General features: G+C 34.4%; 19 protein-coding genes. 14 read left to right on the forward strand and 5 right to left on the reverse strand.

The window, feature by feature from the left end; translation table 11 throughout:
- The first annotated feature begins 125 nt into the window (after positions 1-125).
- Entirely contained in the window at positions 126-1,385 is a 1,260-nt protein-coding gene (locus CP355_RS07740) for an MFS transporter (protein ID WP_098044271.1), read from the forward strand.
- A 144-nt stretch (positions 1,386-1,529) separates the two neighbouring features.
- Positions 1,530-2,738, forward strand: coding sequence for an SLAP domain-containing protein (locus tag CP355_RS07745; RefSeq protein WP_089146041.1), 1,209 nt, complete (start codon positions 1,530-1,532; stop codon positions 2,736-2,738).
- Between the two features lie 400 nt (positions 2,739-3,138).
- Here the strand turns inward: CP355_RS07745 and CP355_RS07755 are convergent, their stop codons facing one another.
- The 4 genes from CP355_RS07755 to CP355_RS10590 all read right to left on the reverse strand — a co-directional run bounded on the left by CP355_RS07755 (position 3,139) and on the right by CP355_RS10590 (position 4,955).
- The gene (locus tag CP355_RS07755; RefSeq protein ID WP_098044273.1) at positions 3,139-3,720 is read right to left on the reverse strand and encodes a hypothetical protein; all 582 of its coding nucleotides are present in this window, start codon (positions 3,718-3,720) and stop codon (positions 3,139-3,141) included.
- A 65-nt stretch (positions 3,721-3,785) separates the two neighbouring features.
- Positions 3,786-4,229: an MFS transporter gene (locus CP355_RS10580; RefSeq protein ID WP_233187011.1), complete on the reverse strand. Its 444-nt coding sequence runs from the start codon at positions 4,227-4,229 to the stop codon at positions 3,786-3,788.
- The gene (locus CP355_RS10585; RefSeq protein ID WP_233187012.1) at positions 4,198-4,545 is read right to left on the reverse strand and encodes a hypothetical protein; all 348 of its coding nucleotides are present in this window, start codon (positions 4,543-4,545) and stop codon (positions 4,198-4,200) included. The genes CP355_RS10580 and CP355_RS10585 overlap by 32 nt, the downstream gene beginning before the upstream one ends.
- A gap of 23 nt (positions 4,546-4,568) precedes the next feature.
- On the reverse strand, positions 4,569-4,955 hold the full coding sequence (locus tag CP355_RS10590) for a hypothetical protein (protein WP_233187013.1): 387 nt from the start codon (positions 4,953-4,955) through the stop codon (positions 4,569-4,571).
- Between the two features lie 115 nt (positions 4,956-5,070).
- On the opposite strand from CP355_RS10590, the gene CP355_RS07765 reads away from it, so the two are divergent.
- Positions 5,071-5,880: a helix-turn-helix domain-containing protein gene (locus CP355_RS07765; protein WP_098044274.1), complete on the forward strand. Its 810-nt coding sequence runs from the start codon at positions 5,071-5,073 to the stop codon at positions 5,878-5,880.
- 89 nt (positions 5,881-5,969) lie between these two features.
- On the forward strand, positions 5,970-7,577 hold the full coding sequence (locus tag CP355_RS07770) for an ABC transporter ATP-binding protein (protein WP_087236151.1): 1,608 nt from the start codon (positions 5,970-5,972) through the stop codon (positions 7,575-7,577).
- Positions 7,578-7,609: 32 nt separating this feature from the next.
- Here the strand turns inward: CP355_RS07770 and CP355_RS07775 are convergent, their stop codons facing one another.
- On the reverse strand, positions 7,610-8,047 hold the full coding sequence (locus tag CP355_RS07775) for a hypothetical protein (RefSeq protein ID WP_098044275.1): 438 nt from the start codon (positions 8,045-8,047) through the stop codon (positions 7,610-7,612).
- Between the two features lie 89 nt (positions 8,048-8,136).
- On the opposite strand from CP355_RS07775, the gene CP355_RS07780 reads away from it, so the two are divergent.
- From CP355_RS07780 to CP355_RS07835, 10 genes are all read left to right on the forward strand, one after another.
- Positions 8,137-8,613 carry a GNAT family N-acetyltransferase gene (locus CP355_RS07780; RefSeq protein ID WP_087236155.1) on the forward strand — a complete coding sequence of 159 codons (477 nt, stop codon included), beginning with the start codon at positions 8,137-8,139 and terminating at the stop codon, positions 8,611-8,613.
- 264 nt (positions 8,614-8,877) lie between these two features.
- The gene (locus CP355_RS07790; protein ID WP_098044276.1) at positions 8,878-9,297 is read left to right on the forward strand and encodes a cytidine deaminase; all 420 of its coding nucleotides are present in this window, start codon (positions 8,878-8,880) and stop codon (positions 9,295-9,297) included.
- A 15-nt stretch (positions 9,298-9,312) separates the two neighbouring features.
- Complete coding sequence (locus CP355_RS07795) at positions 9,313-10,074, forward strand: nucleoside phosphorylase (protein WP_098044277.1); 762 nt, start codon at positions 9,313-9,315, stop codon at positions 10,072-10,074.
- Between the two features lie 2 nt (positions 10,075-10,076).
- Positions 10,077-10,700: an NUDIX hydrolase gene (locus CP355_RS07800; protein ID WP_013641893.1), complete on the forward strand. Its 624-nt coding sequence runs from the start codon at positions 10,077-10,079 to the stop codon at positions 10,698-10,700.
- 66 nt (positions 10,701-10,766) lie between these two features.
- Complete coding sequence (locus CP355_RS07805) at positions 10,767-11,528, forward strand: nucleoside phosphorylase (RefSeq protein WP_087236163.1); 762 nt, start codon at positions 10,767-10,769, stop codon at positions 11,526-11,528.
- Between the two features lie 10 nt (positions 11,529-11,538).
- Positions 11,539-11,820 carry a hypothetical protein gene (locus tag CP355_RS07810; RefSeq protein ID WP_087176694.1) on the forward strand — a complete coding sequence of 94 codons (282 nt, stop codon included), beginning with the start codon at positions 11,539-11,541 and terminating at the stop codon, positions 11,818-11,820.
- A gap of 21 nt (positions 11,821-11,841) precedes the next feature.
- Positions 11,842-12,663: a phosphotransferase gene (locus tag CP355_RS07815; RefSeq protein ID WP_013641896.1), complete on the forward strand. Its 822-nt coding sequence runs from the start codon at positions 11,842-11,844 to the stop codon at positions 12,661-12,663.
- Positions 12,664-12,880: 217 nt separating this feature from the next.
- On the forward strand, positions 12,881-13,240 hold the full coding sequence (locus CP355_RS07825; RefSeq protein WP_060472080.1) for a DUF6176 family protein: 360 nt from the start codon (positions 12,881-12,883) through the stop codon (positions 13,238-13,240).
- Positions 13,241-13,438: 198 nt separating this feature from the next.
- Complete coding sequence (locus tag CP355_RS07830) at positions 13,439-13,840, forward strand: DUF5067 domain-containing protein (protein WP_233187014.1); 402 nt, start codon at positions 13,439-13,441, stop codon at positions 13,838-13,840.
- Positions 13,841-13,970: 130 nt separating this feature from the next.
- Positions 13,971-14,249 (forward strand): hypothetical protein, encoded by a 279-nt coding sequence (locus CP355_RS07835; protein ID WP_087176888.1) that lies wholly within the window; start codon positions 13,971-13,973, stop codon positions 14,247-14,249.
- The last annotated feature ends 141 nt before the right edge of the window (positions 14,250-14,390 follow it).

A 14,390-nucleotide genomic window follows, 5' to 3' on the forward strand; every position in this document is an offset into this window, starting at 1 on the left:
TTCAATATACAGAATTTAATTTTCAAAAGTGTTCAATTTGAAATTGCAATTTTCGAAATTAATCTCTTTTTCACTTTATTATAATTGCAACAACAAATGAGACAAAGAAAAAGGGGTTAAACATTATGAATGTATTTTTGAAAAATAAGGATTACAGAAGATTTTCAGTTGCCAGTTTTTTATCTACTGCTGGGGATGTATTCTTTTACTTAGCATTCATGACTTACGCAAGTAAATTGCACAACTATTCATTGGCTTTATCATTGATCGCTATTTCAGAATCTATTCCAAGACTATTTGATATTTTTGGAGGTTTCTTAGCTGATAAAACTAGAAATAAGTTCAAAAGCATCTTCTTAATGGCCGTAGTTCGATTTGTTCTTTACGGTATAGTAGGCTTGCTCTTTGTCAGCAATGTTTCTCAATGGAATTTAGTTATTATAGTTGTCATTATTAATTTTTTATCTGATACGTTTGGTGCTTACTCTACTGGATTGATCGTTCCATTAATTATCGACATTATCGGAAAAGAAGAATTTGGTGAAGCTGAAGGTTTTACCAACGGCGTGAGTGAAGTAATCAATACTATTGCACAATTTGTCGGTTCAGGGTTGTTGCTTTTCTTGTCCTTTGCTAACTTGGCTTTCATTAATGCTATTACTTTCATGGTAGCTGGACTTCTATTTTTAAGTGTTGGTTTAAAGCATAGAAAAGATCAAAAGCCACTTGAAGCACAAGAAGTTAATGATCAGAAGTTTTTCGCCACCATGAAGTCATCATACAAACAAATGAAGAAGGCACAAGGTTTGTTAACTGTTATCTTCGTGATTGCTTTGCTTAATGGTATTTTAACTGCTCTTGGATCATTAATTCCAATTATGATTGCAGGAAATAAATCTACAATGATCATCACTAGCTACAGCTTTACTATTGCTGTAATGGGTGTAGTGGTAAGTGTTGGCGCTATTTTAGGCAGTATGTTTGGGCCACAATTATTCAAAAAAGCTTTAGTATTTACCATCACTATTCTTGCTATTATTTTGAGTTTTGCTACGACCGTTGCGACTATATTGGCTAATATCTATGCCGTTTTAGCTGTTTACTTCTTGTTAGCAGCAACTGCAAGTATTGCCTCAATTAAGATGCAACAATGGTTAGTTAACACAATTGAACATAAGATTTTAGCTTCATCTGTTGGTTTATTGAATACTATCTTGATGGCTGTAGCACCAATTTTTACTACAAATATGACTTCAATATCTGGTTTTGTTAGTGTAAAATACGCATTATTTACTTTGATTGCAATTGAAGTTATTATCTTGTTCGTTGCCATCAAGATGGGGATAAAAAACAAAGTCAAAGCAGAAATCAATACAGTACAATAACTGTTTCTAATACAACAGAAGAAGTACAGTTTAGATATTTGTAATTTATTCTTTCCCACTTGATTTTCATTTCGGGGGGGTAAAATGAAGGTGTAAAAAACATACGTAACAATCCAATAATTTTAAGAATTGGAGTGAATTTTTATGAAACTAAATAAACTCGCATTAATTTCTACAGCTGCCTTAATGGGAATCGCACCTCTTATGAGTGCCACAACTAGTGCTCATACAGTACAAGCTGCAACAAACAGGGCGGTAATGCATACTGCTATCGCTTACGACAAGAATGGTAATAGTACTGGTAAGAAATACTACTCCTATCAATATGTAACAGTAGAAAGCAATCCTGTTAAAATAGACGGTACACTTTACTACAAGGTAAGCGGCAAAGATCAATATTTAAAAGCTACTAATATTGACGGTGTAACTCGGAAAATCACTCATAATGCCTATATCTATAAGTCTTCAAATGGCAGAACCTCTTACATGAATCGTTGGAAGCTCTATAAGGGCGAAACAGTCACTACTTATGGTGGTTCTTACAAGTTCAAGAATGGTAAGCGTTACTTCCGCATCGCTGGACCAAGAAAACAATATATTAAGTCATACAATTTGGGACCTGTTATTAAAGTAAATACTGTTCAAGGACCAACAACGGTTACTACTAACACCAAGCCAACCACTAATACTAACAATACGTCTTCAAATAGTGTTCCACCAATGAGTAAGGATGAAACAACAGTAACCGTATTACGGAACGGTATCCCTCTTCTCGTTGAAGTACCTGGTAAAGACAAAGTTCAACCTTCCGGCAAATATGCAAAGAATGGTGAAAAGTTTACGGTAGACTACTTAGAACAAGGCATTCGAGCAGGTACTGGTGAGGACGGCGATGATGATTGGGAACAAGCAATTTACCACATTAAAGGTACTGATTACTGGATTCTTAATTTATTTGTCAATGCTGCCAAAAAGATGCCAGTTCATAACTATACTTTAGCAAATAGGTATTCACTCATTAGATTTACCAAGGCCACAGATCTATATAATACAAATGGAACTCCTCAAAATATAAAGCTTGCAAAGAATTCTGAAGAGTGGAAAGTAGATAAGTTATTATATATTTGGGTACCAAGTGAAAATAAAGCAGAAGAATTTTATCATTTAGCACCAGTCCGTTATTGGCAAAATGTAATACGTTTATCAAATAACGGTCAATACACAAAAGATTATATGCCACTCAAAGCTGACAATTATGTCAAAGCCAGCGATGTTAAATTTGTTGAAAATAGTGTTAAAATCACTCCATCTAACACTCCAGAAGAAGCACAAGCTGCTGCCTTGAAGAAATAAGATATAAAAATAAGAACTCCGTCTACATGATGTAGATGGAGTTCTTTCTAACCTTTATTTTATTAACTCAAAAGAAAAAGTACGTATCATTTGTAAATGCTTACATGGGGGTAAATTAAAGGTAGAAAATAAAGAAGTACATAGCAGGGAGCGTGAGTTAAGATGAGAGAGAAACCTGAATTATATAGAATAATTTGGGCTGTAATAACTTTGATCTGGTTAGCACTAGATTTGTTTTGGCATAGCCAAGCAGTAGGTGTAAAGATATTCATGATGATTTACACCTTAGTATTAGTCATTTGGGATATTATCATCATTGTGCAAAGCCGCAAACATAGAAAGAATAATAGCTGATTTCAAGCATTCATTAGCAAGTCTGATGAATGCTTTTTTACATTTACTATTTCTTTACCTTAGTGAAATCATACTTTCTATACTTAAGCGCAACACTTTTATCTTTGAAAATCGCACCGTTGACGACACTAGGATCGGTCCCGTAGCTTAAGAAGAGACAATCATGATTCTTAAATTGACCAGGCTGATAATCCAAGTTCACCAGATCCAAGAAGCCGCGCACTTTTAACGAATTACCTTGAGTATCAATTAGAACAATATTGCCAGAGTATTTTTTATTTTGTTTTTCAGAGTGACGATTCAATTTTAAATTTGGATCGATTTTCTGATAAGTGACATTGCCGTTAACCGTATGCTCAGTAATCACGAGTTTTCTAGCCTTTTTAGAATAAGGATCGCCGCGATACCAGGTACCACGGTACTGGCTAGGTACAGTCGCAAGTTTAAAGCCCTTATATTTTTTATGAATATTAATGCGAGGAGCTTCACTAGATGATTTAGTCTCATGACGTACAATTTTTGAACTACTTGATGATTGTGAACTTGAATTTGATTTTGCCGTCTGTTTATTGCATCCCGTCAAAAGTAATGCTGCAAAAATGCTAGTTAAAATAATAGACTTCTTCATATTCTTTCTCTTTCATTAAATATGGTCTCATTATAAGGCAATTTGGTGTAAAAGAAAAGAGCGGCTTAGTTTGCCGCTTCTTTTGCAAATAGCATGTTGATTCCACCAATGAAGATGAATACTGCGCAAAGAATAATTAAAATCTGATCGCCTGAATGATCGAGCATGATCCCAGCAACTACGGAGCTGATTGGACCACCAATTGAAGTACTAGTGCGAATCGTGGTTAGCACACGTCCTAAATATGCATCTTCCGTAGTAATCTGAATCATTGATTCTGACAGAATATTTTGAAAACTAGTTAGAAAACCAAACAAGGCGATGAGCACACTTAATGCAAGCCAATTAGACAGGAAGAAGATTATCATTAATAAAGGAATGGTACTAAGCATCCAGGTGTAGGAGATCGTCTTAGCTTTAGGAGTTAGTTTGCCCGAGATGAGCGCTCCTAAAATAAAGTCACCAACAAAGCAAAGATTATAATCCAGCAGAGCCCAACTTTTCAGCAAGTTTGGGTAAGAGAATAATTACTGCCGGTGAAACAAAAGAATAGCAGATAGATGACCAAAAGTAGTATTTAAGAAATCTATTTTGGCGAATATACTTTAAGCCGCTGAACACTTTTGCGCGATAATTGTTAGTTTCATTATCGGTATCTTTTGCTTGAGGCTTCGTCGATGGAATTTTTCTTAAAGCAACGTACAGGAAGAAGACACTAATCAGACTTAAACAGCTACAAACCAGCATCGATTGGCCAGCGATTAAAAGACTCAATAAAACACCTGAAAGGGCAGTACCAGCGATATTCACAACTTGATCAATCATACTCAACTTTGAAATTAAGCTGTTTAAATCTTTTTTAGAAGGGACGCTTTCTTTAAGGATTGATGATCGGCCGGACTGAAGAATTCATCGCACATGGAAAGAACAGCTGAAATTAAAATCGTTAGTACTATGTCATGACTCAGCCAGAACATTACTGCCGTTAAAAGAAATAGCAAAATAGTTTGAACTAGTAGAGATGTTTGACTGGTTCTCTTGAAGGAATGCTTATCAATAATTGGACCGTAGAAGATTGATAAGGCAGCGGTAATTGAGAAAATCGCGTTAGTCAAACCGACTAAGGATGATTTGCCCGTTTGAGTTTGCAGCCACCAGATGATGATCATGCCAAAGAGAGAATTGGATAAAAGCATGGTGGCACGAGATAATAGGTAAGTTTTCTTTTCTAACATTCACAACAACTCCAATTAGATATATGTATTGAGTGTAACATACCATAAAATTGATTGATTATTAAAATTTTATTAAGTAATATTATGTATATAAGCATAAGTAGAGGTGAATTGAATGACTATTGGACAAGCGTTAAAAGATACGAGAAAAACCTTAGGATTAACTCAAACCGAGATGGCAGCAGGTATTGTTTCACCGTCCTTTTATTCTAAAGTAGAAAGAGGAGTCCATGATATTGGAGCAGATGAGCTGTTGGCAATTCTAAATGCTAACGATATAAATTACACAGAATTTTTTGGACATTTGAAATCGAATAATCTTATGCAAGAAGATTATTTGCAAGAAATTAATCAAGCTTACCAACATGAAGATAAGAATCGATTAATAAGCTTAAAAAAGAAAATTCTTTTTCTACCTGATTCAAGGCAGAAAGAATATTATTTATTACAATTACATTTGACTCTTGAAGTTTATTTAGTCAAGGCTGATAAGATTCCGAAGGACTTAATAAAGAACTTAAAGAATTTTGTTTTTCAATATAATGAATGGGATGCCAAGGCTTTACAGATTTTTCGCGAAACCATGCGTGTTTATGATCTAGATGAGTTGTCTTTCTTGATTAATAGCATTCTAGGAAAATATCCTGAACCCGATAAATTAGCGGTTAATCTGCAGGAAATAATTGGAGCTATTTGTGTCAATTACTTAGATATTTGTTATGAATTCGATCAGAAAGAATTAATTAGTAGACCTCTACTTTATTTAAAGAAAATTCCCGCAAGTAAGCAAGTATTGCTAATAAAAATCTTGGCTAATTATTATGAAGCCATTTTCAGTCATGATTCACAGACTAGTAGACAAATCTTTGCTGTCTTAAAAAATGCCGGTTGGGAAGATTTCGTTAAGAATTTGCCTCAGCTTTAAATATGCGTATACGACAATAGACTTTCGATTACTACAATTGAAAGTCTTTTTCATTTCTGGAATCAATAATATTCACAGAGGTGAAAAAGATGAAATACTTAGTTAGATATTTGAAAAGAGAACCTAAAATTGTCGTACAAGTAGTGATCTTGACTATCATTGCTTCAGCTTTGCGAGTTGTTCATGCTCTGATTAATGTACAGATTTTTAATGAGTTAATTGCCTTAAGAATGCAATCATTTTTCCAGTGGGTTGCTTGTGATGTAGGTGTTTTTACCATTCTTTCAGTTTTTCTGATTGTGCTGGAGATCCAAAGAGTGAAGGCAGTTCAGTATCTTAGTCGAGACTTAAGAAGAGATATTATTAAAAGGCTATCAAGAAAAACAATACAAGAGTATAGCAAGGCTGATACCGGTGTGTATGCTTCCTGGCTGACAAATGATATGAATACAATTGAAGCAAATGGATTCTCTAATCTGTTGCAAGCAATTCAAATTATTACTGATCCATTATTTTCTTTAATAGCTCTAGTTAAATTTTCGTGGACCTTTATTCCGTTGGTTTTAATAGCATCATTGTTGACCGTAGTTTTGCCGCAATTTATTCATCAAAAACTAGCAAGAGCCAGTCTTTTGACAACTAAAGCAAATGAACATCTGCTTAATAGAATTACAGATGCCTTACGTGGCTTCACTACATTTTCTATCTTTGGTGTTGAGAGGCAGTTAGAAAGCCGAATTTTATCTGCTGTCGAGGTTGTGATTAAGAAAAAGGTTAAACAAGCGAGATATCAAGCGATTGCCAATAACATTGCAGGTTTATCAAACATTTTCGGACAATTAGGAATTCAGGCTTGGACAGGGTTTTTAGCATTTACCCACGTCATCTCAATTGGAGTTATAGCTTCTTCAGGTAATCTTTCTTATAACGTTTTTAACTCATTAGCAGTAATAGCTCCTATTTGGACTGAGATGACATCCCTAAATCCTGTTTTTGCTAAATATCATTTAGATGATCAGCATGAAATTAAAAAGCAAGGAAAAGAATTACTGGATGAATATTTTTCTTCTTTAGAAGTAACAGATTTACAAATGCAATTTGATCAAAAGAAGGTTTTTAGACAACCATTGACTTTTACCATCACTGCTGGACAGAAAATTGGTATCTATGGAGAGTCAGGTAGTGGAAAAAGTACTTTTATGAAGATTATCTCAGGACAAATTCCTAATTATTCTGGCAGTTTGAAGTTAAATCAGGTTGAAGAGAGAGACCTGAGTTATTCTGCTATTCGTAAATATCTACTCTATGTCAATCAAACTCCTTATTTATTCAATGATACTATTCGCTACAATTTATGCTTAGGTGAAATCTTTACTATTGATCAACTCAAGGAAGCTCTAAAGAAAGCAGATTTATGGAGTTTTGTACAAAAATTACCTAATGGACTCGAAACTAAAGTAAGTGAAAATGGAACGAATTTATCCGGTGGGCAAAAGCAAAGATTAGCTCTAGCTAGAGGTTTGTTAAGAAATCGCCAAGTATTTCTTCTAGATGAAAGTACAAGCAATTTGGATAAGGCTAGTGCCCTTAAAGTAGAAGACAGCTTTTTAAGATTGAAAGACGTAACAGTAATTTTTGTTAGTCACCAGCTTCATAAGGAAAATCAGGAGGAATTTAATCAGATCATCGAGATTTAAGTGTAAAAAAAGCCGCTGTTGGCGGCTTTTCTTTATTTCTCCGAAGTTCTAAGTAAACAAATGATGTTGATTATACTGCCTAGCACCCAAACTGCAAAAAGCGTTAAAGAGATAGTTAATGCGATTTGTGAATTGGCAGAGTTAGTGTTTTTCAAGTAGGTAGATATAATCATTGAAATAATACTTGCTCCAATAGTCACATAATCTAAGATTGAAAAAGTTTGATATGCTGCGACAACTTTTACTTGATGATCTTCAGCAGATTCTGGCTCATCTTTTGATGGTTTTAGCAATGCTTTTAAATAAGCAATAGTGCCGATAAAGCAAATTAGAGCAAAAATTAGTGCGACAAACATAACTTTTTGATCACCATTATTGAAGGCCATCCACGCTGTCGCAGCACAAAATGAACCAACTAGTAAAGTTAAAACTATCAGAAGTAGCTGAATAAACTTAGTTGTTTTTCTCATTTCGATTTCCTCATTTCAACAATTTAGTATATTGCTTAAAATTATATATGATAAAATTAAAAAAACAATCTATTTCTTATAATAAATTAATGAAAGAGGTGCATTTGGTTTTGACAGAAGTCATGATTAGAAAATATAAAGCAGAAGACTTTGATGAACTTGCTAAAGTCATGGATGAAGGACGAATGCAGGAACTTGAAGCAGAAGGGATGGAACAAGTTTTTATTTCGTTAAAAGATGCACCATATCTCAAGTATTTTTTGTCCTGTGATATTTACGTTGCTGAAAAAGATGAGCAAGTAGTTGGATTTGTCGGTCTTGGACGACGCCGTTTAGATTTCTTGTATGTTTTGCCAGGGATGCAGGGAAAAGGCATTGGTTCCGCATTGATGAAGACCGCTCTGGCGAAGCTGCCGCGACCAGTAAGATTAGCCGTGTTTGCTGATAATGAACGCGCCAAGAATTTGTATCAGAAATTTGGCTTTAAGGTAACCGAAACAAGGACTGAGAAATGGTCTGATGAATTTCCAATCGTTTTTTCTGAGGACACGATGGAATTGGAATAATTAAGATGAATACAATTGTAAAAAATATTTTTAAAGCAGTAGGAATTTGGTGCACTTGCATTATGCTGTACTTTGTTTTTTCATTGTGGACGCACGTGCGATTACATACTATTGAGCTAATTTTTGGTATAAAAATGAACTTGATGGTAAATAATGGAGTCTCGTTGACGATAACCAATAATTCCTGGTTCTGGCTACTAAGTTTAGTTATTTGGATTGCAATTTATGTAATGGTTAAAGCATTTTTTACTAAAGGAGAAGAGAATGAAAGACGTTAAAAATAGATTAGCTCCTGACTCTACTTGGCAGAAGATGTTTCAAGCAGCCAAAAAAGTACAGGGCTTCCATGAAATATCCGATCATATGGAAGCCGGTGGTGTGGCCGCTGCAGTATTGTCAGAATCGGGAAAGATTTATACCGGAGTGTGTGTTGACACAGCCTGTACTTTAGGCGTATGCGCTGAAAGAAATGCGCTTTTTAATATGATTACTAATGGTGAAACTAAAATCTCACGTGTATTGGCGCTTATGTCTGATGGTAAAAATGGTGCGCCATGTGGTGCCTGCCGCGAATTCATGGTTCAGATGATGGAAAAAGATTATCAAAATGCTGAAGTGATGATGGACTATAAGAGCAATAAAGTAATGACATTAGGTGAGTTAACCCCAGAATGGTGGTTATGATTTGGAGGAATAAAGATGAATGAGAAACCTTTTATTTTAGGATTTGACAGTAACGAGCATGCAGTTCTTGATCCTAATCACGATAAATTACCTTTTAAATTTCATGAAAAATTAGTGTATGCATTTGTACCAAAGGAAGATATCGATAGCTTCTTAAAACAAGTGCCGCATAAAATTTTAGGTAGCTTTGATTCTGTTTCTTTTCAACCAGATATCTATGAAATTGAAATAAATAATGAAAAATTAACACTATGTCAGGCACCACTGGGAGCTCCGGCTGCAACTCAATTATTAGATTGGCTAATTGCGTATGGAGTAAAACAAGTATTAGCTTTTGGCAATGCGGGGGCATTAATCGATTTACCAGAGAATGAGATGTTTTTACCAGTCAGGGCTATTAGAGGAGAAGGGACTTCTTTTTACTACCAAGAGCCAGGACAATTCATTGATATGAAGTCTGATTACCTTAATGAGATCGAAAAAATAATTACAGACATGAAATTAGACTGCGATGAAATAACTACTTGGACGACTGATGGTTTCTTTAGAGAAACTCCTGATAGAGTTAAGCAATTTCGAGAACTAGGTGCTGCGACAGTTGAAATGGAGTGCGCCGGAATGGCGGCCTGTGCCCAATTTAGAAATGTCGATTTTGCGCAAATTTTGTTTACTGCGGATACGCTTGCAGATATTGAAAATTATGATGAACGTGATTGGGGTAGCGATTCTCACAGTGCTGGATTGAAGATTTGTTCACAGATTTTAAGTAGGGTGTAACTATGGAAGATAAAGATTTATTAATTGAGTGGGCGAAAAGATTGCAAAGCTTGGCACAGGCTGGGCTAACTTACGGAAAAGATAACTTTGATTTAGAACGCTATCAAGAAATTCGCGATATTTCTGCGGAGATAATGGCGTATAAATCTGACTTGCCAATACAGAAAGTTAAAGATCTGTTTTGTAATGAAATTGGTTATCAAACTCCCAAGCTTGGGACACGAGCCGCCATTTTTAAGGATAATAAAATTCTTCTAGTTCAAGAAAATGATGGTAGCTGGTCTCTTCCAGGTGGTTGGTGTGAAGTTAATATGTCTGTTAAAGAAAACTGTATTAAGGAAGCCAAAGAAGAGTCTGGACTCGATATTGAAGTTGAAAGAGTTATCGGAATCTATGATCAAAATAAGCATAGTGAGGCCATTTACCCATACAATGTCGTTCACGTTTTCTTTCTTTGTAAACCACTCGGTGGTGAATTCAAGAAAAATATTGAGACAACTACTCGTAAGTATTTTGCTTATGATCAATTACCAGAAAATTTGAGTACAGATAGAAATTCGCTTGATGAAATTGAGGCTTGTTTTAAGGCATATAAAGATCCTGGTTTTCAAGTTGAGTGTGATTAGTCATAAAAAACGGAGAAGAGTTATTCCGCGTAGTTAAAATGGTAGTTATAATTTGGAGGGATAGAGATGAGTGAGAAACCTTTTATTTTAGATTTTGATAATGACCAACATGCAGTGCTTGAGCCAACTTTTGAGAAATTACCTTATAAATTCCACTCGAGACTTCTATATGCTTTTGTTCCAGAGGATGAGGTTAATTCTTTTTTGGAACAACATCCTCATAAAGTTCTAGGTAAATTTAAAACTATTTCTTTTAGACCTCAAGTTTATGAGGTGGAAATTAATAATCAAAAATTCACCTTATGTCAAGCTCCATTGGGAGCACCTGCTGCTGTTAAGCTACTAGATTGGTTAATTGCCTATGGTGTTAGAAAAGTTTTGGCGTTTGGTAATGCTGGAGCATTGAAGAGGTTGCCTGAAAATGCAATGTTTATTCCTGTTAAAGCGATTCGTGATGAGGGGATGTCTTTTCATTATAAAGAACCGGGCCAGTTTGTAGATTTGCAATCAAATTTTCTATCAGAAATTGAGACTAAAATAAAAGATTTAGGATATAACTATGATGAAATAGTCACTTGGACTACAGATGGCTTTTTTAGAGAAACCTCAAAGAAAGTTACGTATTTTAAAGAATTAGGAGCAGCCACAGTCGAGATGGAATGTGCAGCATTAGCAGCATGTGCACAATTTAGAAGTATTGAATTTGCGCAGATTTTATTTACTGGGGACACTTTGGCAGATATGGATAATTATGATCGTCGCGGTTGGGGCAGAAGTTCATATGGTGCAGGTTTGAATATCGGGTCGGAGATTATAAGTAGGATTTAAGTGATAAATAATGAATGCTGAGAAGAAAAAGAGATTTTTGAAATGGTATAAGCTTTCAATATCTCTTAATTCAAACTATCATGGCAAAATTGAAGAGTGTCAAAATGGTTACACGATTTATATGTACAAATTTGAAGATTTTATAGATATTTTGAATTTACTTGGTCAAATGGCTGCACAATTTAATGTCGGTTACGGATATGAAGAAGATCCCAATAAAATTACAGATTATCAAATTACCGTGATTGATTTTGACGAGAGTTTTCAGGAAAGATCGACGCAATATATTTAATTAAAAAGATAGAAGGATAAGATGACAATTGAGAAAAAGTTGAATAACTACTTGCAAGGCGAATTAAAACCAATTTCTCATAAGTCTCTCAATAGAACATTTATTGGTTATAGTAATTTATTTCAACAGAAAGTCTTTGTAAAGCAATTTGCCAAAAAACAAGGTTGGTACACTGAGAAAAAGGTAACAGAGCAACTAAATGATCGTGTTTTAGCTGCCCTTTCATTAGATCAAAAATATATCTTGGTGCTAAAAGATACTAGCCCTAAGGACATAGATGAAAATATTACTTCAGACATAGCTTTTAAAATGGGGCAAGTTTTAGGCGATTTTCATACTAGAATAAAACCATTTTCTAAAATTAAAATTGTAAAAGATCAGTTTGATGGTTATTTAACAGAAATTAATACTTTTAATGCTTCCACTTATAAGCGACAATTATTAACAGAAGCTAAAAAATTCGAGCATCATAAAAAAGAAATACAAGATGAACTTTTAACTAAATCTAAATTTGTTTTACATGGGGATGTTGGAATCAGAAATTATAAATACGTAAATGATAAGCTGGTATTGATTGATTTTGAAAAGGCTAGACTTGGTCCTGTTTACCAAGATTTTATAAAGTTGTTTTATCAAGACTTTAAATTGAATTTGGATTTGATTGCTGCTTTTTTAAGAGGATATTCGAATAAAAATTCAGATTATGAGTTATCAGATTTAACAAAACAATATTTGATATTTACAACTGCGATCGGAATTTTTAATTATACTGAAAAAATTGAGGATCTTCCGTTTAAACAGATTGGTGAGAAAATGCTTGAGACATTGAGGGATGGGCTTTAAGATAGGTTGATAATTTCAGAAAATTGATACGTAGAAATTACAAAAAGTAGTTCTAGAAAATAAGAAAAATCAACTTTTTGCTTTACTGATGTAGCGATTTTTTTCTTAGGAATTTCTGAAATGCTGGGTAGTGACTTAGGTGAAGATGTTGTTAAGAAGATGGCAATTAATGCCAAGCGAAAATATATCAATGGTAAAAAGATAGAAGGATAATAAAATGACACAAGTCGAATTAACACGTTTTCGTATCAAAAAAGGTAAAGAAGCGGAAGCTCAAGAATGGATGGATTTTTTGAATAGCCATCATGAAGATACCGTAGCCACGATGTCCGGTGAAAAGATGTATGTCGAAACTGTTTTTAAAGATGAAAATGAAGATGGTTATACATACTTTTATTGGTATTCAGTACAGGGTGAAAATGGTAGTGCGGTCGAAGAGTCAGAGAGTTATATCGACAAAAAGCACCTTGAATATTGGGATGAATGTATTGATCCTGACTATAAGCCAGTTGATTTAGTTTTAGAACAAAGTTTAATTGCACCAAAAGTGATGAAAATTATTAAAAACAATAAATAACAATGTCAGAAGATAAGTGCAACTCCCTAAAAACACACTTGCCTTATAATGCCAGCCTTTGATATGATAAATTTTGAATAGGATTTTCAAAATATAACGGAGGTTTATTATGAAAAATTTATCAAAGTCGGTGCAATGGCATTAGCGTTAACTGCTTCAGTAGGGACTGTTGCTCCAGTTGTTGATCAACCGTAGACTGTGCAAGCTGCTTCCAAGACTGTCAAAAGTGGATCACTCACTTTTTATATTAAGAAGAAGCAAGTAAGAAAATCTTCTCTTAAAGGAAAGAAGATTTTCATGCTGTGGGTAGATGTTACTAACCATGGTAAAAAGGCAGTTAAGAGTGACATGTTGATGAACTATTCTGGCGTTAACGCTTATCAAAAAGTTCATGGAAAATGGCAGGAATTAACTACTGGTGCGACTAATTCATCCTCATTGATTAAGGGCTTAGGTAAGATGGAACATAATTTGAAACCACATAAGACTATTAAAAATGGCGTAATTATATTCACCTTAGAAAACCGCAGTAAGGTCAAAGTAGAATTTCAAAAAGGCTATAATCAAATTACTGCTCGTCGCTACTTTAAAGTAAAATAAATTAAAAAAGCATTTATCGATTGTCGCGATAAATGCTTTTTTCTTTGATTCCTCATTGTCTAATATTTGCAAAAAATCGGAATTTCCTTTATTTTGGATGTAACGGTCAGAACAAATAGGAGAGAATATCATGCGTGAAGGTTTAATCATTTTAGTAGCTCTAATCGGAGCTGGGTTTATTGTTTATTACTTTGATAAATATCGCAATCGCCGTTATCCAGAATCTAGACCGCAAAATCAAGGTGGAAATTGGGATGCTTTTTGGGCATTTTTGTTTCCATTCATTGGTTTTATCATGGCTATTTATTTCGCAATTGCTAAGCGCAATAAATTCCGTGCGAAGACCTGTGTTCTGTGGGCATTAGGCGGTATGGCTTTTAATGCAATTTGGTATTTGTTGTTTAGATAAAAAAGGTTGATCAACTCTTGATGAAGTGAGACCTAAAAGTGAGACACTTTTAGGTCTTTTACTATGTCTAAATTTAATAAAGAACAAAAAATAGAAATTTATCGTAAATGGAAAGATGAGAATATCTCAATAAGTCAATTG

It is taken from the genome of Lactobacillus sp. UMNPBX4 (assembly GCF_002554115.1).
Classification (GTDB): domain Bacteria; phylum Bacillota; class Bacilli; order Lactobacillales; family Lactobacillaceae; genus Lactobacillus; species Lactobacillus gallinarum.